This is a genomic window from Bosea sp. 124 (genome assembly GCF_003046175.1).
GTDB lineage: Bacteria > Pseudomonadota > Alphaproteobacteria > Rhizobiales > Beijerinckiaceae > Allobosea.
Genome location: NZ_PZZM01000001.1, coordinates 1,793,709 through 1,819,434, shown reverse-complemented (window position 1 = coordinate 1,819,434; position 25,726 = coordinate 1,793,709). Strand labels below are relative to the sequence as shown.

Annotated in this window: 24 protein-coding genes and 1 tRNA gene; 9 read left to right on the top strand and 16 right to left on the bottom strand. The window is 67.8% G+C overall.

Annotated features, from left to right (window positions below):
- Window positions 1-33: 33 nt before the first annotated feature.
- The 3 genes from C8D03_RS08490 to aroA form a co-directional block, all read right to left on the bottom strand.
- On the bottom strand, window positions 34-852 hold the full coding sequence (locus tag C8D03_RS08490; protein WP_108051394.1) for a DUF1194 domain-containing protein: 819 nt from the start codon (window positions 850-852) through the stop codon (window positions 34-36).
- Window positions 853-936: 84 nt separating this feature from the next.
- On the bottom strand, window positions 937-1,617 hold the full coding sequence (gene cmk / locus C8D03_RS08485; protein WP_108045869.1) for a (d)CMP kinase: 681 nt from the start codon (window positions 1,615-1,617) through the stop codon (window positions 937-939).
- Complete coding sequence (gene aroA / locus C8D03_RS08480) at window positions 1,614-2,954, bottom strand: 3-phosphoshikimate 1-carboxyvinyltransferase (protein WP_108045868.1); 1,341 nt, start codon at window positions 2,952-2,954, stop codon at window positions 1,614-1,616. The genes cmk and aroA overlap by 4 nt, the downstream gene beginning before the upstream one ends.
- A 227-nt stretch (window positions 2,955-3,181) precedes the next feature.
- On the opposite strand from aroA, the gene C8D03_RS08475 reads away from it, so the two are divergent.
- Both C8D03_RS08475 and C8D03_RS08470 read left to right on the top strand, forming a co-directional pair.
- Window positions 3,182-3,589 (top strand): TIGR02300 family protein, encoded by a 408-nt coding sequence (locus C8D03_RS08475; RefSeq protein ID WP_108045867.1) that lies wholly within the window; start codon window positions 3,182-3,184, stop codon window positions 3,587-3,589.
- 192 nt (window positions 3,590-3,781) lie between these two features.
- Window positions 3,782-3,857 (top strand) — tRNA-Ala (locus tag C8D03_RS08470).
- Window positions 3,858-4,264: 407 nt separating this feature from the next.
- Here the strand turns inward: C8D03_RS08470 and C8D03_RS08465 are convergent.
- Window positions 4,265-5,053 carry a class II glutamine amidotransferase gene (locus tag C8D03_RS08465; RefSeq protein ID WP_108045866.1) on the bottom strand — a complete coding sequence of 263 codons (789 nt, stop codon included), beginning with the start codon at window positions 5,051-5,053 and terminating at the stop codon, window positions 4,265-4,267.
- 194 nt (window positions 5,054-5,247) lie between these two features.
- Here C8D03_RS08465 and C8D03_RS08460 point away from each other — a divergent pair, with 194 nt between their 5' ends.
- Complete coding sequence (locus tag C8D03_RS08460; RefSeq protein WP_181300797.1) at window positions 5,248-6,672, top strand: sodium:proton antiporter; 1,425 nt, start codon at window positions 5,248-5,250, stop codon at window positions 6,670-6,672.
- Between the two features lie 106 nt (window positions 6,673-6,778).
- On the opposite strand, the gene C8D03_RS08455 is transcribed toward C8D03_RS08460, so the two are convergent.
- Window positions 6,779-8,080 (bottom strand): polyhydroxyalkanoate depolymerase, encoded by a 1,302-nt coding sequence (locus C8D03_RS08455; protein WP_108051392.1) that lies wholly within the window; start codon window positions 8,078-8,080, stop codon window positions 6,779-6,781.
- 225 nt (window positions 8,081-8,305) lie between these two features.
- Here C8D03_RS08455 and C8D03_RS08450 point away from each other — a divergent pair, with 225 nt between their 5' ends.
- Complete coding sequence (locus C8D03_RS08450) at window positions 8,306-9,658, top strand: ActS/PrrB/RegB family redox-sensitive histidine kinase (RefSeq protein WP_108045865.1); 1,353 nt, start codon at window positions 8,306-8,308, stop codon at window positions 9,656-9,658.
- Between the two features lie 70 nt (window positions 9,659-9,728).
- The gene (locus tag C8D03_RS08445) at window positions 9,729-10,295 is read left to right on the top strand and encodes an ActR/PrrA/RegA family redox response regulator transcription factor (RefSeq protein ID WP_146170293.1); all 567 of its coding nucleotides are present in this window, start codon (window positions 9,729-9,731) and stop codon (window positions 10,293-10,295) included.
- Here C8D03_RS08445 and C8D03_RS08440 read toward each other — a convergent pair whose 3' ends face one another.
- The gene (locus tag C8D03_RS08440; RefSeq protein WP_108051390.1) at window positions 10,296-11,330 is read right to left on the bottom strand and encodes an aldo/keto reductase; all 1,035 of its coding nucleotides are present in this window, start codon (window positions 11,328-11,330) and stop codon (window positions 10,296-10,298) included.
- A gap of 46 nt (window positions 11,331-11,376) precedes the next feature.
- The gene (locus C8D03_RS08435) at window positions 11,377-12,546 is read right to left on the bottom strand and encodes an MFS transporter (RefSeq protein WP_108045863.1); all 1,170 of its coding nucleotides are present in this window, start codon (window positions 12,544-12,546) and stop codon (window positions 11,377-11,379) included.
- Between the two features lie 96 nt (window positions 12,547-12,642).
- On the opposite strand from C8D03_RS08435, the gene C8D03_RS08430 reads away from it, so the two are divergent.
- A complete protein-coding gene (locus C8D03_RS08430) occupies window positions 12,643-13,578 on the top strand; it encodes a LysR family transcriptional regulator (RefSeq protein ID WP_108045862.1) in 936 nt (311 codons plus the stop codon).
- Here the strand turns inward: C8D03_RS08430 and C8D03_RS08425 are convergent.
- A complete protein-coding gene (locus tag C8D03_RS08425) occupies window positions 13,575-14,036 on the bottom strand; it encodes an MmcB family DNA repair protein (protein ID WP_108045861.1) in 462 nt (153 codons plus the stop codon). The genes C8D03_RS08430 and C8D03_RS08425 overlap by 4 nt on opposite strands.
- Before the next feature lie 192 nt (window positions 14,037-14,228).
- Between C8D03_RS08425 and C8D03_RS08420 the strand changes: the two genes are divergently transcribed.
- The gene (locus C8D03_RS08420; protein WP_108045860.1) at window positions 14,229-15,245 is read left to right on the top strand and encodes an MraY family glycosyltransferase; all 1,017 of its coding nucleotides are present in this window, start codon (window positions 14,229-14,231) and stop codon (window positions 15,243-15,245) included.
- Complete coding sequence (locus C8D03_RS08415) at window positions 15,242-16,171, top strand: NAD-dependent epimerase/dehydratase family protein (RefSeq protein ID WP_108045859.1); 930 nt, start codon at window positions 15,242-15,244, stop codon at window positions 16,169-16,171. The genes C8D03_RS08420 and C8D03_RS08415 overlap by 4 nt, the downstream gene beginning before the upstream one ends.
- Here the strand turns inward: C8D03_RS08415 and C8D03_RS08410 are convergent.
- The 3 genes from C8D03_RS08410 to C8D03_RS08400 form a co-directional block, all read right to left on the bottom strand.
- Window positions 16,095-18,059 (bottom strand): nucleoside-diphosphate sugar epimerase/dehydratase, encoded by a 1,965-nt coding sequence (locus tag C8D03_RS08410; RefSeq protein WP_108045858.1) that lies wholly within the window; start codon window positions 18,057-18,059, stop codon window positions 16,095-16,097. The two genes, C8D03_RS08415 and C8D03_RS08410, sit on opposite strands and share 77 nt — an antisense overlap.
- Before the next feature lie 71 nt (window positions 18,060-18,130).
- Window positions 18,131-18,727, bottom strand: a complete 597-nt coding sequence (locus C8D03_RS08405; protein WP_248308402.1) for a TetR/AcrR family transcriptional regulator — start codon at window positions 18,725-18,727, stop codon at window positions 18,131-18,133.
- A 239-nt stretch (window positions 18,728-18,966) separates the two neighbouring features.
- Window positions 18,967-20,451 carry a cobyric acid synthase gene (locus tag C8D03_RS08400; RefSeq protein WP_248308401.1) on the bottom strand — a complete coding sequence of 495 codons (1,485 nt, stop codon included), beginning with the start codon at window positions 20,449-20,451 and terminating at the stop codon, window positions 18,967-18,969.
- Between the two features lie 309 nt (window positions 20,452-20,760).
- On the opposite strand from C8D03_RS08400, the gene C8D03_RS08395 reads away from it, so the two are divergent.
- Window positions 20,761-21,921, top strand: coding sequence for an aminotransferase (locus C8D03_RS08395; protein WP_108045857.1), 1,161 nt, complete (start codon window positions 20,761-20,763; stop codon window positions 21,919-21,921).
- Between the two features lie 6 nt (window positions 21,922-21,927).
- Here C8D03_RS08395 and C8D03_RS08390 read toward each other — a convergent pair whose 3' ends face one another.
- From C8D03_RS08390 to C8D03_RS08370, 5 genes are all read right to left on the bottom strand, one after another.
- On the bottom strand, window positions 21,928-23,319 hold the full coding sequence (locus C8D03_RS08390; RefSeq protein WP_146170113.1) for a hypothetical protein: 1,392 nt from the start codon (window positions 23,317-23,319) through the stop codon (window positions 21,928-21,930).
- 133 nt (window positions 23,320-23,452) lie between these two features.
- Entirely contained in the window at window positions 23,453-23,803 is a 351-nt protein-coding gene (locus C8D03_RS08385) for a RidA family protein (protein ID WP_108051384.1), read from the bottom strand.
- Between the two features lie 74 nt (window positions 23,804-23,877).
- The gene (locus C8D03_RS08380; RefSeq protein ID WP_108045855.1) at window positions 23,878-24,324 is read right to left on the bottom strand and encodes a YqaA family protein; all 447 of its coding nucleotides are present in this window, start codon (window positions 24,322-24,324) and stop codon (window positions 23,878-23,880) included.
- 52 nt (window positions 24,325-24,376) lie between these two features.
- Window positions 24,377-25,336 (bottom strand): type I pantothenate kinase, encoded by a 960-nt coding sequence (gene coaA / locus C8D03_RS08375; protein WP_465246433.1) that lies wholly within the window; start codon window positions 25,334-25,336, stop codon window positions 24,377-24,379.
- A 69-nt stretch (window positions 25,337-25,405) separates the two neighbouring features.
- The gene (locus C8D03_RS08370; protein WP_108045853.1) at window positions 25,406-25,726 is read right to left on the bottom strand and encodes a phosphoribosyl-ATP diphosphatase; all 321 of its coding nucleotides are present in this window, start codon (window positions 25,724-25,726) and stop codon (window positions 25,406-25,408) included.

The following is a 25,726-nucleotide window of genomic DNA, read 5'->3' as shown; positions in this document are numbered from 1 at the left end:
ACCGCGGGACGTGAGTCGCGCGGGCTTGGCCCCTCAATTCCCCATCCGGTCGCGCCATTGCCGCTCGCCGGCGAGGCAGGTCGCATTGTTGCCGCCGCTGGCCTGGGCCTTCTGGACCGTCGCCTCGCCGTCGCGCGGCATCTCGGCGATCTCGCGGACCAGCTTGGTCCGTGTCGCATCGACGAACTGGTGCCGTTCGCGGATCGGGATCACGAAGGCGCCGATGCCGGTGACGACGCAATCCTGATAATAGACGTCGAGATTGTCGAGGTCGAAATAACTCGCCTGCTTCAGCATCACAGGCAGCCCGTTGATGGAGATGCCCTTCGCGCCGGCCTCGTCGCGCGCGACGGTCACCGGGCGGCCGTCATTGTTGGCACCGTCGCCGGAGACGTCGATCACCTTGCGCAGCGGCGTGACATTGGCCTGTTCCAGCAACTGGACGGCGAGGTCGATCGCGGCGGAGATCGAAGTGCGGCGGCCGCGACGCGTCTGCGCCTCGCCCAGTTCCTCCGCGAAGGCGATGGCGGAGTGCGGCGTATCGATGATCGTCCAGGGCTTGACGATGTGCTGGAAATGGCCGCCGGCCCATTCGAAATAGGTCACGGCGATCTTGCCGATCGCGCCCTTGGCGATCGCCTCGTGGAGCTGTCGCGAGCGGAAGGCCTCGATATAGCCGTTGCGCTGCAGGGCGAGCTCGTCGAGATCCATCGAATAGGACACATCGACCGCGAGCACGAGCGCGACGTCGACCTCCTCGGGCGGGCCTGCCGCCTGCTGGGCGTTGGAGGCGGCGCCGGTCCATAGACCCGCTGCCGCCAGACTCAAGAGACCGTACAGCCAACGCCGCATCGCCACCTCCGTCATCATGTCGCAAGGTAAGTGTGCGCCTGCTTTCGATTCGTTCCAAGGGCGAAAGCTGGGCAGTGCCGCCGATTATCGCGGCGACGATGCTCGCGCGGCCGGTGCCCATGCCGCCCGGCGCAGCTCGACGATGTCGATCGCGGCAGCGACGGCTTCCTCGACGGTCAGAGCCGAGGTATCGAGGATCACGGAATCCTCGGCCGCCCGGAGAGGGGCGTCGCTGCGGCCGGAGTCGCGCGCGTCGCGGCGGCGGATATCGGCCAGGATGCCTTCGAAAGTGGCAGTCTCGCCGCGCCCGGCCAGTTCCCTGTGGCGTCGGGCCGCGCGCACCTCGGGCGTCGCGGTAACGAAGAGCTTGGCTTGGGCCTGCGGGCAGATCACCGTGCCGATGTCGCGCCCGTCGAGGACGGCGCCCCCCGCCTGCGCGGCGAAGCGGCGCTGGCGCTCGACCAGCCCGCTGCGCACGGCCGGCATGGCCGCGACGACGGAAGCCGCCTCGCCGATCTCGCGGCCGCGCAGGCTGTCCTCGGCAAAGGCATCCTCGTCGAAGGTCGAGACCAGCCTGCCTGCCGCCGCCGCATCGCGGATGTCGTGGCCGGCATCGAGCATGGCGCGGGCGACCATGCGGTAGAGCAGGCCGGTGTCGAGATAGGGCAGCCGATAATGTGCCGAGAGCCGCCGCGCCAGCGTGCCCTTGCCCGATGCGGCGGGGCCATCCACCGCGATGACGAGCCCTGCTGGCATGCCGCTCATCCGATCTCGCCTCCGAGCCGGTTCATCAGCGGGATGAAGCTGGGGAAGCTCGTCGCGATCATGGCGCCGTCATCCACCTGCATCGGCTGCTCGGTCGCCAGTCCCATGACGAGGAAGCTCATCGCGATGCGGTGGTCGAGATGCGTCGCGGCGGTGCCGCCGCCCGCGACCTTGCCGCCACTGCCCTCGACGACCAGGTCGTCGCCCTCGATCGCGCAGGTGACGCCGGCTGCCTTCAGCCCGGCCTCGACGGCAGCCAGACGATCCGATTCCTTGACGCGCAGTTCCTGCAAGCCCCGCATGCGTGTTGTCCCCGTCGCAAAGGAGGCTGCGACCGCCAGCACCGGATACTCGTCGATCATCGAGGGCGCACGTTCGGGCGGCACGACGACGCCCTTCAGCGCCGAGGCGCGCACCCTGAGCGTCGCCACCGCCTCGCCGCCTTCATTGGCCTCGCTCTCGACCGTGATGTCCGCGCCCATCTCGCGCAGCGTCGTCAGGAGCCCGCTGCGCAGGGGGTTGGTCATCACGCTTTCGAGCAGGATGTCGGAGCCAGGCACGATCAGCGCGGCGACCAGCGGGAAGGCGGCCGAGGACGGGTCGGCCGGAACCACGATCGGCGCGGCCTGCAATTCGGGCTGGCCCTTCAGCACGATCCGCCGGCCATGCGCGCCCTCGGGCGTCACTGTGACATCGGCGCCGAAATGGACCAGCATCTTCTCGGTATGGTCGCGTGTCGCCTCAGTCTCGATCACGGTGGTCTCGCCGGGAGCTGCCAGCCCGGCGAGCAGCACGGCCGACTTGATCTGCGCCGAGGCGACCGGCGTGCGGTAGGTGATCGGCAGCGCCTCCTTCGGCCCGCGCAGGGTCAAGGGCACGCGCCCGCCTTCCTCCTGCGAGACGATCACCGTCCCCATCTGCTCGAGCGGATCGAGGATGCGCCGCATCGGGCGCTTGCGCAGCGAGGCGTCGCCATCGAAGGTCGTGGTGATCGGATGCGCACCGCAGACGCCCATCATCAGTCGCGAGCCGGTGCCGGCATTGCCGAAATCGAGCACGCCCGCAGGCTCGCGCAGGCCGCCGACGCCGACGCCCCGCACCCGCCATTCGCCCGGCCCGTCATGGTGCACGATCGCCCCCAGCGCCCGGGCCGCATCGGCCGTACGCATCACATCCTCGCCCTCCAGCAGGCCGCTGACCTTCGTTTCGCCGATGGCGAGCAGCCCGAAGATCATGGCCCGGTGCGAGATTGACTTGTCGCCGGGGACGCGGACGCTGCCGCGAAGCGGGCCGGAACGGCGCGCGGTGACGGGGACGGGAGTTAGCGCGTGGGCCACTGGATTTCTGCCGGCTGGACGATCGGGAAGGCCGTGCCCTAGCACGCTCCTCGGCCATGCGTCACGTCCGGCGTGGTCGCGCAAGCTCATGCGGCGGGGCGCCCGAAACCGCGCCCGGCCCTCGCCGTCTGGTGCGTCGCCATGAAATGAGCATTTGACAGGGCCGCCTGCCCCGACTAACGGACGCGCCTGCTTTTCAGAACATGAATGATTGAAGGTCCGACGCAGTGGCGAAACCGGAACTTGGAACGAAGCGCGTTTGCCCGACCACGGGCCGCAAGTTTTATGACCTGAACAAGGACCCGATCGTCTCGCCTTACACGGGACAGTCCTTTCCGCGCTCGATGTTCGAGCCGCAGGCCAAGGCGGCAGCGGCAGCGGCAGCCGCCGCGGCCAAGCCCGATGAGGACGAGGATGAGGCCGAGACCGCCGACAGCGCGGTCGAGCTCGTCTCGCTCGACGAGGCCGATGCCGAGACGGCGGAGAAGGACGCGGTCGTCACCAGCGAGGACGACATCGAGGTCGAAGACGATGTCGCACCCGATGACGACACCTTCCTGGAGGAGGACGAGGAAGGCGACGACGACGTCGCCGACCTGATCGATGGCGATATCGAGGGTGACGAGGACGTCTGAGAGCGTCCGCAGGGCGGCTCCCAAGAGAATGACGATCCGGCGACAATCGGTGCTTGAGTCTTCCGCCGCTCCCGCCTATAGAGCGCTGCGCCGCCGATGCGGCGACCGGGTTCCGGGTTCTTCCTCACCTTCGCGGTGAGCGGCACGGAGACCAGATGACCCGGCTGACCCCCATGTCAGCCGGCTGAGAGTGGGGCCATAGCTCAGTTGGGAGAGCGCTTGAATGGCATTCAAGAGGTCGGCGGTTCGATTCCGCCTGGCTCCACCATCTCCTCCCTTCCAAGAACGATCTCCTTCTCCCAAAAGCGTCCCGGGCCTGAATCGATGGCGCGCCCCGGAACTCCGATGCGGCGCGAATCGCACTGTCGTCTGCTGTCCTGGGCATCGGCGCGGGGGAGCGAATCACCCGCATGCACCGCCGGGCGGGCTTGCCGCAGCGAGAAGAAGTATCGCCGCCCCGGTAGCCTTTGGGAGGTGTGAAGACCGGGGCGGCGAAGTTCGGGCCGCGAGGCCGCGACCCTTCAGTTGTCGCGGCAGGCCGCCGGGAGGTTCAACACCGCGCCGGACAAATCAGCGTCCTCCAATCGGATGATCCCGCCGCATGCGACCAGGCAGCCCCGGCAGGCTTCGCCCCCCGGCAGGCTTCGTCACGGGCGTGGCGACGATAACGCGTCGTCAGGCGGCCTGCTCGAGCCCGACCTCGAACGGCGTCTGCGCGACCGTGCCGGCCCGGATGCTGACCAGCGTGTTGCAGGGCAGGGCCTGCCAGCAATCGCGTGCGGCGTCGATCGGTTCCGAGGCGACGACGACGCTGTCGCTGCGACGGCAGAGATACAGGCTCGGCGGGCGCGCGTCGGAGGACCAGCGCACGGCATGGATGGCGTCGCCGTCGGCGAGCGCGGCGGCGCAGCGCAGCGGCTCGCCTGTGCCCGCTTGCTGCATCAGGGACAGCGCATCGCCCAGCGCTGCCGCGAGCGCCATGCCCGGCGCCATCCCGCTCTCGATGCGGGCGAGCGTGAGTAGGAACAAGGCCTCCGAATCGGTTGTGCCGACCCGCGCCGCATAGAGCGAATCGGGGATCAGGGCCTCGAGCCGGCGCCGGATCAGGCCATAGCCGCCAATCTGGCCATTATGCATGAAGAGATGGCGGCCATGGGCGAAGGGGTGACAGTTCGCCCGCGTCGTTGCCGTGCCGGTGGCGGCCCGGACATGGGCGAAGAACAGATGCGAGCGAACCTGACGGGCGATCGAGAGCAGGTTTTCGTCCGACCAGGCTGGCCGGACCTCGCGATACTGGCCGGGCTCTTGCCGGTCGCCATACCAGCCGACGCCAAAGCCGTCGCCATTCGTCCCCGTCTTGGCCTCCGCCGCGTGCAGCGACTGGTGGATCAGCGAATGGCACGGTGCCGCGACCAGGTCTTCGAGGAAGACCGGCACACCGGAATAGGCGAGGAAACGGCACATGCACGGTGTCCGAATCAGCAGCGGCGGGGCGCCGTGCGGAGAAGATTATTCTCGCAGAATGAATGACGGCACAATGCTGGGCAGGCGCGCGACCGGGCAACCGCAGCGGGTCGCGCGGTTGCGGGCCTCATGGCCATCGTATAACCGTGCCTCGCTGCACAGTCACGACAACCACGCGAAGAATGGGACGGGGAATGGCTTTGAGGACCGGTCTGTCGCGCGTAGCCGCGGTGGTGGCTTTGTGTCTGACGTCGAGCGCGGCCCTCGCCGCCGGGGATATCGGCGGTGCCTCGATGGGCGGCCTCTGGGCCTTGCCCTTTGCCGGCATGCTCCTCTCGATCGCGCTCGGGCCGATCCTGTTCCCGCATTTCTGGGAGTTGAACTACGGCAAGTTCGCTGCCTTCTGGTCGGCGCTCGTGCTGGTCCCGCTGGTCGTTCTGCGCGGCTTCGAGCCGGCGCTGGGCGCGCTCGCGCATACCGCGCTGCTCGAATACATCCCCTTCATCATCCTGCTCTTCGCGCTCTTCACGATCGCCGGCGGCATCCTGATCATGGGTAACTTGCACGGCACGCCCGCGACCAACACGGCCCTGCTGGCGATCGGCACGCTGATGGCGAGCTTCGTCGGCACGACCGGCGCTTCGATCATCATGATTCGCCCGGTGCTGCGCGCCAACGACAACCGGCGCCACAATGTCCACGTCGTCGTGTTCTTCATCTTCCTGGTCTCGAATATCGGTGGCTCGCTGACACCGCTGGGCGACCCGCCGCTCTTCCTCGGCTTCCTGCGCGGGGTGAACTTCTTCTGGACGACGACGCATCTGCTGCCCGAGACTGGCCTCGCCGTCGCGATCCTGCTGGCGCTGTTCTTCGCGCTCGACACCTGGTTCTACCGCAGGGAAGAGGGCATGCCCTCGCTGAAGGACCCGACGCCCGACCGCGACATCAAGCTCTATGGCAAGGTCAACTTCGCCCTGCTCGGCGGGGTCATCGCGGCGATCCTGATGTCCGCGAGCTGGAAGCCCGGCATCGTCTTCGACATCGCTGGCTCCCATGTCGAGCTGCAGAACGTCGTGCGCGATGTTCTTCTGCTCGCGCTGGCCGGGCTTTCGCTCAAGCTGACGCCGAAGCCCGTGCGGGCCGGCAACGAGTTCACCTGGGGCCCCATCCTCGAAGTCGCCAAGCTCTTCGCCGGGATTTTCGTCTGCATCATTCCCGTGCTGGCGATGTTGCAGGCCGGGCGGGACGGCGCTTTCTCAGGCCTCGTCGGCCTCGTCACCAATCCCGACGGCGGCCACAACACGGTCGCCTATTTCTGGCTGACCGGCATTCTGTCGTCGTTCCTCGACAACGCCCCGACCTATCTCGTCTTCTTCGAGCTGGCGGGCGGCGATCCGCAGAAGCTGATGACGACGGGCGCGTTGACGCTGGCTGCCATCTCGGCCGGTGCGGTGTTCATGGGCGCCAACACCTATATCGGTAACGCGCCGAACTTCATGGTCTACGCCATCGCCAAGGACCGGAAGGTCAAGATGCCGAGCTTCTTCGGCTACATGCTCTGGTCGGGCGCGATCCTGATCCCGCTCTTCCTGCTGCAGACCGTGATCTTCTTCCGGTAGGCTGCGGGGAGTTGCGCTGAAACGCGGCATCACCATGGGCGACCGCAGGTCGTCCCGGGATGGCGCCGCTTTTCTGAGGAAAGATGGCGGGTTCGGCTACCGCCTCTCAGCTTGCGATCTTCAGCCCCTTGCGGGCTTCGCTGGCGCCGGCCTCTCGGCGGGCCTTCGCCGCTTCCATGTCCAGGCTGACCATGAAATCCGAGATGCGCGGTGCGATCTCGGAGCGGAAGCGCGAGCCGTTGAAGACGCCGTAATGGCCGACGCCCAACTGCAGGTAGTGCGCCCGCTTGTCGTCGGGGATGTTGGGGCAGAGGTCATGGGCCGCCTGCGTCTGGCCGACGCCGGAAATGTCGTCCTTCTCGCCCTCGACCGTCATCAGAGCGATGCGGCGGATGGCGCTGCAGTCGACCGGCTTGTCGCGATGCATCATCGTGCCCTTCGGCAGGGCGTGCTCGACGAAGACGGTCTCGACCGTCTGGAGATAGAACTCGGCGGTCAGGTCCATCACCGCGAGGTACTCGTCGTAGAAGTCGCGATGCTTTTCGGCGGAATCGCCGTCGCCCCGGATCAGGTGCTTGAACATGTCGTAATGGGCGGTGACATGCCGGTCGAGGTTCATTGCCATGAAGCCCGAGAGCTGCAGGAAGCCCGGATAGACCTGGCGGAAGAAGCCCTGATGCGGGAACGGCACCTTCGTGATGCAATTGTTGCGGAACCAGTCGATGCCGCGATCCATCGCGAGCTTGTTGACCTCGGTCGGCGAGCGCCTCGTGTCGATCGGCCCGCCCATCAGCGTCATCGAGCGTGGTGCGCAGGGGTCGTTCTCGGCCTCCATCCGCGCGGCGGCGGCGAGCACCGGCACTGCCGGCTGGCAGACCGCCATGACATGGGTGTCGGGGCCGAGCATCTGCAGCATCGCGATGACGTAGTCGATATAGTCGTCGAGATCGAAACCGCCGGCCGAGAGCGGCACCAGGCGCGCATCGGTCCAGTCGGTGATGTAGACTTCATGGCCGGGCAGAAAGGCCTCGACGGTGCCGCGCAGCAGCGTCGCGTAGTGCCCCGACATCGGCGCGACCAGCAGAACCTTGGGCTGCGGCTTGCGGCGGCCCTCGATCTTGCGGTCGAAATAGACCATCCGGCAGAACGGGCGCTCCCAGACGACACGCTCCTCGACGGCAACCTTGACGCCGTTGATCGTCGTCTGCGGCAGGTCGAAGGCGGGCTTGCCGTAGCGCCGCGTGGTGCGCTCGAACAATTCGCAGGAGGCGGCGATGGTGCGACCCATCGGTGTATAGCTCAGCGGGTTGGCCGGGTTCCTGAAGGCCAGATGCATCGCATCGGACATGCCCCTGGCGGGGCTGAGCATCATGTGAACCGTTTCATAGGCATGGTAGGCGAACGACATGGCGGCCCCGTTCATGCGATTGTGATCCTTCCGGCGGCGCACCATTCGATGATGCGCCGCAGCAGCAACGCACCGTATGCCTAAATTGTTCTCATTCAATCCCGCAAAAGGCTAAGAAATCACTCCAATGCCGATTTGCCACAGATGATTGCCCCGCCGGAGTGCCTCGCATGACGCTTGCCGCGCCATCGATGCGGGCCGCGTCGTGATAACCCGGGATCGCCGATGACCTTCCCGGATGTCTCGACCCCGACGCTCGGTCGTGCCAGCCGGCATCTCCGGCTCGACACTCTGGTCCGGCTGCGCTGGCTCGCCATCGCCGGCCAGAGCCTGGCCGTCGCCGGCGTGCATTTCGGGCTCGGTTTCCAGTTGCCCTTCGGCTGGTGCTTCACCGCGATCGCGGTCTCGTCCTGGCTGAACATCGCCTTGCGTATCCGCTTTCCGCTGAGCCACAGGCTGCATGCGGGGGCGGCGACGGCGCTGCTGGCCTTCGACATCATCCAGCTCGCGGCGCTGCTCTATCTCACGGGCGGTCTGCAGAACCCGTTCTCGATCCTGTTGCTCGCCCCGGTGATGATCTCGGCGACGGCCCTGCCGCCGCGGCGGACACTGGTGCTCGGCGGGCTCGCGATCGCGCTGGCGACGCTGGTCAGCGTCGTCTATCTGCCGCTGCCCTGGGCCGGGCCTGACCGGCCGGTCCTGCCGCCCTACTACCAGTTGGGGAGCTGGGTGGCGCTGGTGCTCGGACTGGGCTTCACCGGCATCTATGCCTGGCGCGTCGCCAAGGAGGCGCGCGACCTGTCGGACGCCCTCGCCGCCACCGAGCTCGTCCTGGCGCGCGAACAGCACCTGTCGCAGTTGGACGGGCTCGCCGCCGCGGCCGCCCATGAACTCGGCACGCCGCTCGCCACCATCGCGCTCGTCGCCCGCGAATTGTCGCGGCTCGCCCCGGCCGAGGGCGAGATGGCCGAGGACATCGCCCTGCTGCGCGAGCAGGTCGAGCGCTGCCGGGGCATTCTCGGCAAGCTCGCCTCGCTGCAGGACGACGATGCCGGGCCGCTCGACCAGCTCTCCCTGCGCCTGCTGATCGAGGAGGCGGCGGGGCCGCAGCGTCCTTTCGGCGTTCCTTTCGAAATCGTGATGACGGGCGAGAAGCCCGAGCCGGTTTGCCGGCGTAATCCCGGCATGATCTACGGGCTGGGCAATATCGTCGACAATGCCGTCGATTTCGCACGCTCGACCGTGACGATCACGGCCGAATGGAACGCTACCTATGTCAAGCTGACCATTGCCGATGACGGGCCGGGTTTCCCGCCGGACGTGCTGTTGCGGGCGGGCGATCCCTATCTCACCCATGGCGCCAATGAGAGCCGTGCGGGGGGCGGGCTCGGCCTCGGGCTTTTCATCGCCAAGACCCTGCTCGAGCGGGGTGGAGCGGCGATCGAGTTTTCAAATCGGCCGGCGCCCGCCAGCGGGGCCAGCGTGAGGATGACCTGGCTGCGCGAGGCGTTCGAGGCCGATCTGCCCCAGTCCGGGGCTACAAACCGGGAACTGCCGATCCCACATGGGGTTAGCTGATGGATGGATGCGCCGCGGCGGCAGCCGCGCTACAATTCGGCCGGGTCAGGCCCGGCCGGAGGAGAAGATGATGCAGGATACGCTGAGCGAAACGGCCCCGGCCATTCCGGCCGCGGACATGTCGCTGCTGCTGGTCGACGACGACAGGCCCTTCCTGACCCGCCTCGCCCGCGCGATGGAGGGGCGGGGCTATTCCGTTCGCATCGCCGACAGCGTCAGCGCTGGCCTTGCGGCGGTCGACGAGGAGGCTCCGGCCTTCGCCGTGATCGACCTGCGCCTCGGCGACGGCAATGGCCTCGACGTCATCGCGAGATTGAAGGAACGCCGCCCCGATGCGCGCGGCATTGTCCTGACCGGCTACGGCAACATCGCCACCGCGGTCAGCGCCGTGAAGCTCGGCGCCTTCGATTTCCTCGCCAAGCCGGCCGATGCCGACGAAATCCATGCCGCGCTCGCGGCCGCCCGGGATTCCCGCCCCCTGCCGCCCGAGAACCCGATGTCGGCCGACCGGGTGCGCTGGGAGCACATCCAGCGCGTCTACGAACTCTGCAACCGCAATGTGTCAGAGACGGCGCGGCGGCTCGGCATGCACCGGCGCACGCTCCAGCGCATTCTGGCGAAGCGTGCGCCGCGCTGATCACACCGGCGGCGGGTTGATCCGCCGGAAGCCGCCCTCGCGCCAATAGGGGTAATGCGGATAGGCCGGCGTCACGGCACTGGCCGCTTCGAGCCGCGCGATCTGCTCCGTGGTCAGGCTCCAGCCGACGGCGCCGAGATTCTGGCGTAACTGCTCCTCGTTGCGCGCGCCGATTATGACGCTCGACACGGTCGGTCGTGCCAGGAGCCAGTTCAGCGCGATCTGCGGTACGCTGCGGCCGGTCTCGACCGCGAGTTCGTCGAGCACATCGACGATCGCATAGAGCCTGTCCTCATCGACCGGCGGCCCGAAGGCTGCGGTGTCGCGCAGGCGGCTCTTGTCGGGCATCGCCGCGCCGCGGCGGATCTTGCCGGTGAGCCGTCCCCAGCCGAGCGGGCTCCAGACCACGGCCTCGACCTTCTGGTCGAGGCCGAGCGGCATCAGCTCCCATTCGTAGTCGCGGCCGACCAGCGAATAATAGACCTGATGCGCGACATAGCGTGGCCAGCCATGGCGTTCCGAGGCAGCCAGCGACTTCATCATCTGCCAGCCGGAGAAGTTCGAGGCGCCGACATAGCGCAGCTTGCCTGAGCTCACGAGGTCGTCCAGCGCCTTCAGAACCTCGTCGACCGGCGTTCCGGCATCGAAGGCGTGGAGCTGGAGCAGGTCGATATGGTCGCTCCGCAGCCGCTTCAGCGCGGCCTCGACGCCCTCGATCAGTCGCAGCCGCGAGGTTCCGGCCTGCAACGGGCCCTCGCCCATCGGCAGGCCGAGCTTGGTCGAGATCAGCGCTGTGTTGCGCCGCCCCGCCAGTGCCTCGCCGAGGATCTCCTCCGAGGCGCCGTCCGAATAGACGTCGGCCGTGTCGAACAAGGTGAGGCCGGCCTCGAGGCAGATGTCGACCAGCCGCTTCGCCTGAGCGACATCCGTATCGCCCCAGGCGCCGAACAGGGGCCCCTTTCCGCCGAAGGTGCCGCAGCCGAAGCTGAGCGCGGGCACTTTCAGCCCCGATGCACCGAGCTGCCGATAGTCCATGTCGTTCTGATGACCCATGTCGTTCTCCTGTCGAGCGGTGGAGGGATCAGGCGGCGAGCGCGCGGGTCGTCCGCCGGTCGAGCGTGAGCGCGATCCAGGCCAGGCCAAGAGCGGCCAGCGGCACCAGCGCCGCGATCGGCGCGATGCCGGCAAGGCCCGGCCCATGCGAGATCACGACGCCGCCAAGCCAGGCCCCAAAAGCGTTGCCGAGGTTGAAGGCGGCGATGTTGAGGCTCGACGCCAGGCCCTGGCCGGCGCCGCCGGCCTGCTGCAGCACCCACATCTGCAGCGGCGCGACCGTGGCGAAGGCCGCGGCGCCGAGCCCGAAGGCGGCAATCACCGCACCGATCCTGTCGTGGAAGGCGAAGCCCGCCCCGAGCAGGGCCGCCGTCAGGAGCACCAGCGTGCCGATCAGTGCCGGCGACAGGCTGCGGTCGGCCCAGCGCCCGCCGAGCAGGTTGCCGACGACAAGCCCGGCACCGAAGACCAGCAGGATCGGCGAGACCGCAGCCTCGCTGAAGCCGGCCAGCTCGACCAGAAGCGGCTGGATATAGGTGAACACCGCGAAGATGCCGCCAAAGCCGAGCACCGTCATGGCGAGCCCGAGCAGCACCTGCGGCCGCGCGAGAACCTGGAACTCCTCCGAAAGCGGGCTGGGCACGACACGCTCGCGCGCCGCCGGGACGAAGATCGCGAGGATGGCGAGAGCGAGCAGGCCGATGCCTGTGACCGCCCAGAAGGTCGCGCGCCAGCCATAGGCCAGGCCGAGCCAGGAGCCGAAGGGCACGCCGAGCAGGGTCGCGAGCGTCAGCCCAGTGAACATCAGCGCGATGGCCGACGCCTTGCGGTCGGGTGCGACGAGGCCTGTCGCCACGACGGAGCCGACGCCGAAGAAGGTGCCATGCGCCAGCGCCGTGACAATGCGCGCTGCCATCAGCCAGCCGAAGCTGGGGCTGAGCGCGGCGGCGAGGTTGCCGAGCGTGAAGATCGCCATCAGCACCAGCAACGTCGTCTTGCGCGGCAGCGAGCGGGTCGCGATCGTCAGGATCGGTGCGCCGACGAAGACGCCGAGCGCATAACCCGACATCAGCAGGCCGGCGACGGGGATGCTGATGCCGAGATCGGCCGAGACCTGCAACAGCAGGCCCATGATGACGAATTCGGTGACGCCGATGCCGAAGGCACCGACGGTGAGAGCATAGAGGGCGACGGGCATGACGGGCTCCGGGACAAAACCAGCCCGCAAGATGGCGCATGCCGAGCCTGTGAATTAGATTGCTGGCAGGACATTCAATTGTGAGGTGAAGTCATCATGCCGCGGCCAGAGGTCAACCGCTCCGGCGAGATGGAGGTCTTCGCGCGGATCGTCGAACTCGGCGGCTTCTCGCCGGCGGCGCGCGCGCTCCGCATGACGCCGTCCGCGATCAGCAAGCTGATGGCGCGGCTGGAGGCGAGGCTCGGCGTCCGGCTGATGATCCGGTCCACCCGCAAGCTCCAGCTCACCGAGGAGGGCGCGACCTTCCACCAGCATGCGCTGCGCGTGCTGAACGACCTCGACGAGGCCGAGCGCGCCGTCGCCGCCTGCCAGCTTCCGCGCGGCAAGCTGCGGGTCAATTCGAATGTGCCCTTCGGCATGCACTATCTGCTGCCGCTGGTGCCGCGCTTCACGGCGCGCCATCCGGATGTCCATCTCGACATCACCATCACCGACCAGGTCATCGACCTGATGGACGAGCGTGCCGAGATCGCGATCCGCGTCGGGCCGCTGCGCCCGTCTCAGCTTGTCGCGCGCAAGCTTGGCGAGGCCGCGATGGCGATCGTGGCTTCGCCGGATTATCTCGCGCGGAAACCCGCCCCCCGGCACTGGGACGATCTTGCCGGACACGACCTGATCACCTTCAATTTCCAGCGCCACTCGGATGAATGGTCGTTCCGCGACGATGGCCGGCGCATGTCGGTGCCGGCCCATGGCCGCGTCGCGGTCGGCGACGGCGAAAGCGCCCGCGTGCTCGCGCTCAACGGACAGGGGTTGGCGCGGCTGTCTCTGTTCCATGTCGGGAACGACATTGCGACAGGCCGGCTCGTGCGCGTGCTGGAGGCCTTCAATCCAGGCGATGTCGAGGCGATCCACGCCGTCTATGTCGGCCATGGCGGCAGGCTGCCCGCCCGCGTGCGCGCATTCATCGACTTCCTTGTCGAGACGGTCGATCTGACGGCACCGCCCAAGGCCGTATCAAACGGTCTCTAGAAACCCGGGTCCTCGGCCAGCGCGAGCCGGCCCGCTGCCAGCTTGGCGAAGGCGATCGTCAGCGCCTTGCGCCGTGCCGGAGCGAGGGCGTGTCGCGGCGCCTCGCGGATCAGCGCGCCGCCATAGGCGTCGGCGACGATCAGGCCGACGTCGTCAGGCAGGATCTCGTGCGGAAATTCGGGCGCGACGGCGAAGAGGAAGCCGTCGCAGTAATCGCGGTAGTCCGGCCATTTGCCGTCGACGCGGTAGTCCTGGAGGCCCGATTTGACCTCGATCACCAGCAATTCACCCGAGGGCGACAGCGCCACGATGTCGCCGCGCCGGCCATTGGCGAATGTCATTTCCTTGACGATGGCATAGCCGCGCTCGCGCAGGTGCCGCGCCGCGCCGCGGCAGACGGCGCGGGTGATATCCGGGCGCGCGGATGGCGGATTGAACACGGAATCGACGAGGGACATAGCGTCATGTTCCCTCTTTGTGCCAGGCAAGGCAAGCGCGGATCGCGGCATTTGCAACGTCGGCCCTGCGCCTTCGAGGCGCCATTTCCAACAGAATGGGTCGTCAGGGTCGGGGCCGAGGGATGAAAACGGGCTCCCGCTTTCCGGCGCCATGCTCTAGGGAAGGCGCGATGCCGCCATGGTGATCCCGTTTTGGAACGTCTCGCCCCCCTTCTGATCCTGCCCCTCGCGGCGGCCATCTCGGCGTTGCTTTGCGTGCTGTTGCGGCCGCTGCTGGTCCGCTACGCGCTGGCCCGGCCGAACGCGCGCTCGAGCCATCGCGTGCCGACGCCTCAGGGCGGCGGCATCGCCGTGCTGGCCGGCGCCTTCGTCGCGCTGTGGCTGGGCCTGCAGGTCCTGCCGCTGCCCTCCGGCGCCGACAGCCTCGCCTTCGTCGTCGTGGCGGCCGTCGCGCTGGCCGTAGTGGGCGCCTGGGACGATATCAGGCCGCTCTCGGCGGGGCTGAGGTTCGGCCTGCAGGCGCTCTGTGTCGCCGTGGTGATCGTCTATGCGGCGCCCGATGTCCGGCTGTTTCCGGAGGCGATGCCGCTGGCCGTGGAGCGCTGCCTCGCGCTGCTCGCCGGAATCTGGTTCGTCAATCTGACCAATTTCATGGACGGAATCGACTGGATCACCGTCGCGGGCTTCGTGCCGCTGGCCGGTGCCCTGGCGCTGGCCGGAAGCGCCGGGCTGGTCGACCCGGGGACGGCGCTGCTGGCGGCAGCCCTCTGCGGTGGCCTGCTCGGCTTCGCACCCTTCAACAAGCCGACCGCGCGGCTCTTCCTCGGAGATGTCGGCTCGCTGCCGATCGGGCTCGTCACGGCTTATCTGCTCTACCGTCTGGCGGGGACGGGCGCACTTGCGGCGGCGCTGATCCTGCCGCTCTATCATGTCGCCGACGCCACGATCACGCTGTTGCGCCGGCTGGCGCGCCGCGAGCGAATCTGGGAGGCGCATCGCTCTCATGTCTACCAGCAGGCAACGACGAACGGGCATGGAGTCCTGACCGTCGTCACGCAGATCGCGCTACTCAATCTCGTTTTGATCGGATTGGCGACAATCAGCATCATGCTGCCGGCGATGGCGGTTCAGCTCGCCTGTCTCACCCTCGCGCTGCTGCTGACGGTGCTGCTGCTGGTGCGCTTCTCAAGGCGGGCACCCGCTCCATGAGTGGTGAGCGCGTCCTCGTCACAGGTGCCGGCGGTTTCATCGGCCCCCATGTCGTCGCCGCGCTGAAGACGGCGGGCTACCGCGTGCGTGTGACGCAGCGGGACCCGGGGCCGGCTCCGGCCGACACCGAAGCCGTCGTGACCGGTGACCTCGCCTCTCCCATCGACTGGAGCGCGGCGGTCGATGGCGTGGCGCATGTCGTGCACCTTGCCGGCCTCGCTCATGCGGGTCCTGGTCTCGACGAGGCGCTGTACCGGCGCATCAACACGCAGGCCACGCTCGATCTGGCGCAGGCGGCCTACCGCGCCGGCGTCACCCGTTTCGTCTATGTCTCCTCGATCAAGGCGCAGAGCGGCGCCTTTGACGGCTCTCCGCTGCGCGAGGACGACGCTGCCGCGCCTGACGACGCCTATGGCCGCTCGAAGCTCGCAGCCGAACAGGGCCTCGCCAGGCTCGATCTGGACTGGGTCGCGCTGCGCCCCGTCCTGGTTTACGGACCCGGCGTGAAGGCCAATATGGCGGCGCTGCTGCGGCTGGCGCGGTTGCCTGTGCCGCTGCCGCTCGGTGCGCTGACCGCGCCGCGCTCGCTGCTCGCCGTCGAGAACCTTGCCGACGCCGTGCTCTTCGCGCTGACGCCGAGATGCCCGGCGCGGCGCGTCTTCACGCTCGCCGATCCCGAGCCGATCAGTGTGGCCGGCATCCTGACGGCATTGCGGGCCGGCCTGGGGCGCCGACCGGGACTGATCGCCGTGCCTCCCGGTCTCATGCGGCTGGCGGCGCGTCTCGCCGGACGCGAGGATGCCTTCGTTAAGCTGAGTGGCAGCCTCGTGGCACTGCCGGAAGGCCTGCTCAGGGCAGGCTGGCGGCCGCCGGCCGGGACGCGGACGGCTCTTGAGCGCTTGGCGGCGTCTTCTGGCGCTGGCTGAAATCCGGGATCGCCTCGTCGAGCACCGCATCGGCGGCAACGCGATCATCCGCCTTCAGCGCCGCCTCCAGCCGCACCAGCCAGGCCTGCAGCCGCGTCCGGTTGGCAAAGACGGGCTTGGCCGCCATGACGCCGTCGAGGCCCGTCTCCGCCATCGGCTCGTCGCGGGCGAACAGGATCTCGTTGAGGCGTTCGCCCGGCCGCACCCCGGTGACGGCGATCTCGATATCCTCGCCGGGCTCGAAGCCGGCGAGGCGGATCATCCGCTCGGCCAGATCCATGATCTTGACCGGCTGGCCCATCTTGAGGACGTAGACGGCGGCGCGCTCGGCTTCGGGACCGTCCGAGCGGGCATGCGACGCCGCCGTCAAGACGAGGTCGCAGGCTTCCCGGATCGTCATGAAATAACGGATCATGTCCGGGCTGGTGACGGTCAAGGGCCCACCGCGCGCGATCTGCGCCTTGAATTTCGGCACCACAGAGCCGACCGAGCCCAGCACATTGCCGAAGCGCACGGCGACCAGCCTCATGCCCGCGGCGGCCGCGACGAATTCGGCATCACGCGACTGTGCGTACATCTCGGCGAAACGCTTGGTCGCGCCCAGCATCGAGACGGGCTCGATTGCCTTGTCGGTCGAGATCAGCACGAAGATCTTCGCATTGGCGGCGATCGCCGCATCGGTGACGTTGACCGAGCCGAAGATGTTGGTCTTGACGCCCTCGCTCCAGTCCGCCTCGAGATAGGGCACATGCTTCAGCGCCGCGGCATGGATGACGATGTCGGGCGCGAATGCCGTGAACAGCGGTGTGATCCTGGCCCGGTCGCGGACATCCGCCAGCGCGCCGGAGACGATCGTGTCATGCGCCTGGGCGATGAGCTGCTCCGTCACCTGGAACAGCGCCGGCTCCGAACTCTCGACGATCAGGAGTTCGGCGGCGCCGAAAGCGGCACAGCGCAGGCAGATCTCCGAGCCGATCGAGCCGCCACCGCCGGTGACGATGACGCGCTTGCCCTTCAAGAAGGTGCCGAGCCGGTTGCGGTCGATCCTGACGGTCGAGCGTACCAGCAGGTCCTCGATCTCCAGCGGTGCCAGTTCGGAATCGCGCACGCCTTCGCCGAGCGTCTCGATGCGCGAGATTGGCAGCGACAGCTTGCGGGTGCGGGCGAGCCATTTGTCGGGTTCCGCCTCCGGCACGAGCGCGCTCGGTGTCGCGACGATGCGGCGGAAGCCCTCGCCGCGCTCGGCGGCGTCGCCTGCGATCTGCTCGATCTCCGAAAGCAGGCCGAGCACGGGCACGCCCCGGATCGACTGGCCGAGATCGTCGGCACGCGGCGACAGGATCCCGGCCGGCCGCAGCTTTCGCATCGTGCCGGCCTCCATGGCGCGGATCACCATCTCGACTTCGAAGCCGCGCCCGAGCAGCAACGCCGGCAGGGAGGCCTCACGTGCCGCGTTCCGGCGGGTGCGGGAGAATTTGAAGTAGCGATAGGCGAGCCGCGGGCCGCCGAGCAGCGACACCTGCACCAGCCAGTAGAGCGCGATAGAGATCTTGCCGAAATAGAAGGCGCCGTAGAAATTCGGGGCGACGAGAATGTAGTCGACCACCAGCAGCGTCAGCGTCAGGATCGAGGTCGCCTTGACGATGTTCGACAGGTCCGGCAGCGACGCGAAGCGCCATTTCGAGCGGTAGAGCGAGAAGAACCAGTACACCAGCCCGGCATAGGCGACGAAGAACGGCAGGAACCGCGGCAGGTAGCGCAGATGCTCGTCGAGCTGCCAGCCCTCGAAGCGGACGACGAAGACGAGCCAGATCGCCAGCGCCGTGACCACGAGATCGTGGAGGATGACGGCGAGCTTCTTGAAGCTCTGCTTGGGGAGACTGGCCATGACAGGCGGGGTATCCTGCTCCGTCGACGCCTTGTCAACGCGGCCGGGCGGCGGAAGGTTCGCAGCGCCGGTCAGGCGTCGGCCTTCGGCTGTTCGAGCGCGGCCATGATGAAGTCGATCATCTCCTCGGCCGACGGGCCGGGAATGCGCTCGCATTGCGCCATCAGCAGGGGGTGCTGGAAACGGATCATCGCCGTCCGGATGCACTGCGTGGCGGCTATCGGATCGAGCGCTCGGAACTCGCCATTGGCGACGCCTTCGGCGACGACGCGGCCGAGCAGCGTATCGAAGCGCTCGATATGGCCGAGGATCGCGTCCCAGCTCTCCTCCATCGCCGCGCAGACCATCTCCTGCATGCGCTGCTGGTCGGCGAAGCGGGCCTGATTGATCCGGTGGGCGGTCAGCAGCATCTCGCGCAGCCGGCTGCCGGCCGGGCGCGCTTCGGCGATGATCAGCGACAGCGATTCCTCGAGCTCGCCCTTGAAGCGCGCCAGAACAGCCTCGTTGATTGACTTCTTGGAATCGAAGAAGCGATAGACGTTGGCCGGGCTCATGCGCAGCGACTTGGCGATGTCGGCGACAGTCGTCTTCTGGTAGCCGATGTCGCGGAAGAAGCGTTCGGCGGTATCGACGATACTTTGCCTCGTGTCGCGCTCGGGAAGACTCACGGCTTCTGCCTGTTTCGTTTGGTCGGCGGCTGGCGGTGGGAATTGATCGGTATGACGAATTTCGTCATTCGTCAACATCATGGAGAATAACGTCTTTCATGATGATCTCCTGACACGTGCCGTCATGCATTGATCTGGATTAAGCCAACGGGCCGAAAACGCCGCAGGCCACGGGCCGCAATCCCTGCCGCGGACGAAACGCGCCCTGCGACGGCGGTGTTCCGCATGCAGCACGCTTGTCACCCCTGCGCTTCGCGCGCATGGGCCAGAGCGAGAATGGCCTCGATGTCGAGATGGCGCGCGAGATGGGCGGCGAGGCCGTCGAGCGTCGCCTCGACATCATCCTCATAGGCGAGCATCGAGGAAACGCTGCTGCCCGAAAACGCTGCGAGACAGGCCGCGCGTACCGGGTCAGAAGAGAAGACGCCGTGCAGATAGCTGCCGACGACGCGCCCGTCTGGGCTCGTCGCCCCTTCCGCCCGGTCGCCCACCCTGAACGGCGCGCGGGCGGTGTCGGCCCCGTCGGTCCGGCCGAGATGGATTTCGTAGGCGCGGCCCGTCGATGCGCTGGGAGCATGGACGAAATCGACCTCGCGCACGGTCTTGGCACCCTCCAGCACCGTCTCGACGTCGAGAAGGCCGAGGCCGGGAGCCTCTCCGGCCGGGCCTTCCAGGCCGAGCGGATCGCGCACCATGCGGCCGAGCATCTGGTAGCCGCCGCAGAGACCGACGATATGCCCACCGCGCCGGCGATGGGCGAGGATGTCGATGTCCCAGCCCTGCGCCCGCAAAGCCGCGAGATCCCTGAGCGTTGTCTTCGAGCCCGGCAGGATGACGAGATCGGCATCGCCCGGCAGCGCCTGTCCGGGGGCGACCATGACGAGATCGACCGCCGGTTCGAGCTTCAGCGGGTCGAGATCGTCGAAATTCGCCATGCCGGGGAGGATCGGCACGGCGATCCTGAGCCCCGCGCCGGGCCTTGCGGTGAGCTGGCGCAGATCGAGTCCGTCCTCCGCCGGCAGGCGCGACGCTGCGGCAAACCAGGGCACGACGCCGAGACAGGACCAGCCGGTTGCCTCGCGGATGGTCTCGACGCCGTCGTTAAACAGCGCGATCTCGCCCCGGAAGCGATTGACCGCGAAAGCGCGGATCATCGCCCGGTCGGCTTCGTCCAGCACCGCATGGGTGCCGACGAGGCTGGCGATGACGCCGCCGCGGTCGATGTCGCCGACCAGGATCGCAGGCACGCCGGCGGCGCGGGCGAAGCCGAGATTGGCGATGTCGCGGGCGCGCAGATTGGTCTCGGCCGGCGAGCCGGCGCCCTCGACGACAACGAGATCGGCATCTGCCGAGAGGCGCTCGAAACTCTCCAGCACCTTCGGCAGGAAGTCGCCGCGCCGCGCGAAGTCGCCCGAGGCGAGATGCCCGGCAACGCGGCCCTGCAGGATGATCTGGCTGCCGGCTTCGCTTTCGGGCTTGAGCAACACCGGGTTCATGTCGACATGCGGCGGGATTCGGGCGGCGCGCGCCTGCAGCGCCTGCGCCCGGCCGATCTCGCCGGCTGCGGTGGCGGCCGCATTGTTCGACATGTTCTGCGGCTTGAACGGCCTGACCTTCAGACCGCGATCGGCGAAGAGCCGGCAGAGCCCTGCGACGATCAGTGACTTGCCGACATTGGAGCCGGTGCCGAGGATCATGACGGCGGGAGTGCGGGAGATGCCCATGCGCCTGCTTAGGCGGCGACCCGGCGAGGAGCAACCGCGCGTCGCGCCGGTCCCGCGCACTTCAGCCCTGCAAATGAAAGGAGGGTCACCGGTTCACGCCAAATCCCACTACGCCAAAGGGGCGAAGTCGCAGCGGGCGCTCGTCGTGAACCGGCTTGCAGCAATAGATACTGACCTCTGATGAATGTCAATAATCATCACTCCGTATTTGTTCGGCCCCGACCTGCCCCACCGACGGGCTGCGTGCGTCCCGGCCGGCCTCATGCTAAAGGCCCGGCGAGTCCTTTGGCCCGCAGGCGACCGACCGCGATGAATCCGATTTTCTCTGCCCTTCCGACCAGTGTCTTCGAGGTGATGTCGCAGCTTGCGCGCGAGACCGGCGCCGTCAATCTCGGCCAGGGCTTTCCAGACGATCCGGGTCCGCTCGATGTGCGCCAGAAGGCTGCGGACGCGGTCGTGAACGGCTGGAACCAGTATCCCCCGATGATGGGCCTGCCCGAGCTGCGCCAGGCCACCGCCGCTCATTACAAGCGCTGGCAGGGGCTCGACCTCGATCCCGACAGCGAGATCATGGTGACCTCGGGCGCCACAGAGGCGATCGCCGGTGCGCTGATGGCGCTGGTCTCGCCCGGGGACGAAGTCGTGCTGTTCGAGCCGATGTACGATGCCTATGTCCCGCTGGTCCGCCGCGCCGGCGGCATCCCGAAATTCGTGACGCTGACGCCGCCTGCCTTCGGCCTGACCGAGGAAGCCCTGGCCAGGGCCTTCTCGCCCAGGACGAAGGTCGTGCTGTTCAACAATCCGCTGAACCCGACCGCGACGATCTTCAGCCAGGCCGATCTCGACCTGCTCGCGGATTTCTGCGTCCGCCATGATGCGGTGGCGATCTGCGACGAGGTCTGGGAGCATGTCGTCTTCGACGGCCGCAAGCATGTCCCGGTGCTGGGGCGCCCCGACATGCGGGAGCGCACGGTCAAGATCTCCTCGGCGGGCAAGATTTTCTCGCTGACCGGGTGGAAGGTAGGGCTGGTGATGGCGGCGCCTGCGCTGATGAAGGTGCTGGCGAAGGCGCATCAGTACATCACCTTCACCACCCCGCCGAACCTGCAGACCGCCGTGGCCTACGGTCTCGGCAAGGAGGACGCCTATTTCGAAGGGATGCGGGCCGATTTCCAGCGCTCGCGCGACCGTTTCGCCGATGGCCTCGCGGGTCTTGGCTTCAGCGTGCTGCCCAGCGTCGGCACCTATTTCCTGAATGTCGACATCGCCCCGCTCGGCGAGACCGACGATATCGATTTCTGCAAGCGTCTGGTGATGGAGAGCGGCGTCGCCGCGATCCCGGTCAGCGCCTTCTATGACCAGGGTGCGGTCAGGACGGTGGTGCGCTTCTGCTTCGCCAAGCGCGACGCCACGCTCGACGCCGCGCTGGAGCGGCTGGCCGGCCGGCGCAAGACCAGTTCGGCGGCCTGAACCGGCTCAGGCCTTGCCCATCGCCTCGGCCAGGCCGCCGGCGATGACCAGCTTCTTCTGCAACTCGGCGGCGTTGGCGCTGTGGCCCGCCTCGCGCATCGCCTCGACGGCGGCGGCGATCTGCATGAAGGCCCGCTGCGCCAGCGTCGGATCCTTGAGACGCGCGGCGAGCTTCATCGAGGCCAGCCCCTGATTGGCCGAACTCGCCGCCCAGAGCTGCGGGCTCGTCTCGCGACGGCGCTCCTCGAGCGCCGAGCCGAAGGCGGCGATCGCCTCCTCCAGCACGACGGGTTCGGCGTAGCGCTCGCCCATGGCGGCGAGCACGCCGCCCATCTGGTCCTGCAACTCGGCCCAGCGCAACGGCTCGCGGGCCCTGTCGACCGTCTGGGTGACCCGGTTGAAGCCGTTGAAGGCGCGCTCGAGCAGGGCGAGGTCGTTCCGGCGCCGGCCGAGAGCGGCGCGGGCGCGCGAGATCATGTGCTCGGCCTCGAGCCAGCGCGCCTCGTCGCTCTTGCGCTCCCAGACGGCCAGCGCGGTGGCCAGCGCGGTGATCGCCTCCTCCAGCAGCGCCTCGTCCTCGCGCGATTCGCCGAGCGTGACGGCGATTCGGGCGAGGCGAACCTTCAGCGCGCGCCAGAGAGCCGGCGCCTGCTCGCGCCGGAGATCCTCCAGCGCGGTCAGATAGCAGGATGTGGCCTGGTCGAGCAGGGATTCATTGCCGGTCAGCGCGGCGAGGCCGGCCAACGCCATGCCCAGCCGCTCCTGCACGGCGGCCCAGGCGACGGTGTCCTCGAAATTGTCGAGCCCGGCAAGCAGGCTGCGGTAATGCGCGATCGCTGCCTCGAAGCCCGCCGGATCGGCAAAATCCTCGCCGATCCGGGCGAGCGCATTGCCTTGGACCAGCGACAGTTCGCGGCTGCGTGCGAGATTGGCGGTGCCGATGATCGCGGTCGCCTCGGCATAGCGCTGGGCCGCCTCCCGATACGCCTTGGGGGTGAGTTCGAGCATGGTGGTGGCGCCACGATCGGCGCGGGTCTCGCCCGCGGCGAGGCGCCGGTCCTGCGGCATCGCGGCGAGATCGGTCATGCCGCCGAAGAACTGCAGTTCGAGCTGGGCCAGCGCCCGGTCGATCTCGCCGAACTGGCCGGCTTCGAGCGCGCGGGCAGCCGTCGCGCGCCGCTCGGCGACGCCGGCATCGTCCGCTGGCCGCTGCAGGCGGCGGCGCAGGGCCAGGACCTCCTTGGCCTTGCGCGTCAGTTGCTGTTCGAGCTTCGCCCGGTTCGGCCTGGTGCCGCCTTTGACGAGGCTCGCGACGATGGCCAGCAGCACCCCGAGCGGCACGTCGTGCCGCTCCGCGATGCGCGCGATCACGGTGGACATGTCATCCTGCGTCGTCACGATGCCATCTCCTTTCTCCCATGACCTTCCGCCCCGGCGACCGATCCCGAGCGTCTCCCGGCATGGCTGCCGTTGCGACGCGGCCAGGATCGGGCCGGGGTTCCTTTTGCGGCCAGGAACTTCCCGGCCTAGATCACTTCGCGGCGATGACCGCGATCTCGACCGTGAACTGCGGCCCGGCCAGCTTGGCCTCGACGGTCGCACGGCCCGGGGTCTGGCCAGCGACGACCCACTTGTCCCAGACGCCGTTCATCTCGGCGAAGGTCGACATGTCGGAGAGCCAGATATTGACCATCAGAAGCTTGCTCTTGTCGCTGCCGGCCTCGGCCAGAAGGCCGTCGATGATGCCGAGGATGTCGGCGGTCTGCTCGGCGACACTCTTGCCGGCCGCCTTGTCCGCGACCTGGCCGGCCAGATAGACGGTGTTGCCGTGAACGACGGCCTTGGACATGCGCGGACCGATGGCGATGCGCTGAATGCTCATGATCAAAATCTCCATAAAAAGGGCGCTAGCTGGTAGCCCGTGCCGCGCTCTTTCGCAAACGCAAACGCTGCGAATCAGGCCATCGCCGCCCAGCCCGCCCAGACAGCCACGTAGCGTGCCGCCTTGCCGATGAACACGAGCAGAATGAAACGGCCGAGCGGGTAGTTCAGCGTGCCCGCGACGAAGGTCAGCGGGTCGCCCCCGATGGGCAGCCAGGCGAAGAGCAGCGAGGGCCAGCCGAAGCGCGCGAACCAGCCCTGTGCCTGCGCCAGCCGGCGGGGATCGGGCCGCAGCCGCCGTGGCAGTTTGTCGATGCCATGTCGGGCGATGAGCCGTCCCAGCCACCAGTTCACCACCGAGCCCGCCGTGTTGGCGAGGCTGGCGACCAGGAACAGCGTCGGCGGATCGACCGTGCGTGCGGCGAGCAGGCCGAGAAAGACGGCCTCCGACTGGGCCGGAAGCAGCGTCGCGGCAACAAAGGCCGCGCCCGCCATTCCGGCGAGCGACCAGAACGCCTCCATTACGGGCTGCTCATCTGGGGGCGATCCGCGGCGGTTCGATGAGCGGCTCTCCTCAGAGCCGGCGCAGCGCGACCTGCTGGATGCGGTGGCTCGCGCCCTTGGTCAGGATCAGGCTGGCACGCTGGCGGGTCGGCAGGATGTTTTCCTGAAGATTCGGCAGGTTGATGCCGGTCCAGAGGCTTTCGGCGATCGATAGCGCCTCGTCCTCGCCGATCTCGGCATATTTCCGGAAGAAGGAGCGCGGATCGCGGAAGGCCGTCTGGCGCAGCGTCATGAAGCGGTTGACGTACCAGCGGTGCAGATCGTTCTCGTCGGCATCGAGATAGACCGAGAAGTCGAAATAATCCGAGACGAAGGGGATCACCGTGCCATCCCTCGGCATGCGGCTCGGCTGCAGGACGTTCAGACCCTCGAGGATCAGGATGTCGGGCCGTTCGACCGTGACCGTCTCGCCCGGCATCACGTCGTAGACGAGGTGGGAATAGACCGGCGCCTTCACCTGCGGCTTGCCGGCCTTGATATCGGAGAGGAAGCGCAGGATCGCCGAGCCGTCATAGCTCTCGGGGAAGCCCTTGCGCTGCATCAGCCCGCGCCGCTCCAGCTCGGCATTCGGCAGAAGGAAGCCGTCGGTGGTGACGAGCTCGACCTTGGGCGTGTTCGGCCAGCGCGACAGCAACGCCTTGAGCACGCGCGCCGTGGTCGACTTGCCGACCGCGACCGAGCCGGCCACGCCGATGATATAGGGAACCTTGACCTCGGCCTCGGCCAGCAGGAAGCGCTGCGTCGCCTTGAACAGCCCCTGCGTGGCGGCGACATAGAGCGAGAGCAGGCGCGACAGCGGCAGGTAGATCGCCACGATCTCGTCGAGCGAGATCGGGTCGTTGATCGATTGCAGCTTGGTCAGGTCGTCGACCGACAGCGTCAGCGGCGTATCGGCGCGCAGATGCGCCCACTCGTCGCGGGTGAAACTGCGATAGGGCGAATCCAGTTCGGGGAGGGCCGGAGCGGGCATCACACGCTGGTCCATGAGGCGACCCGCATTCCAGGCTTCGAGGTTCAACGCAGGACTAGCCTCGGCTTCTCAACGGGGCCGCGCGGCTTTCTCCGCCAGACCGGAGCGTACCGTGCGGGCTTCAAGCTGGCTCAAGACGTCCTGCAATGCAACATCGCGGGCCTTGAGTACAACCAAGAGATGATAGAGCACGTCCGCACTCTCGGCGATCAGCTCGTCCCGATCGCCCTTCACAGCGGCGATAACGGCCTCGACCGCCTCCTCGCCGAACTTCTTGGCGGCACGTTCGGGGCCGGCGGCGAGCAGCTTCGCCGTCCAGGATTCATCGGGCGGGGCGGCGGCGCGCTCCGCGATGCGGGCTTCGAGATCGGAAAGCGTAAAGGCGGTCAT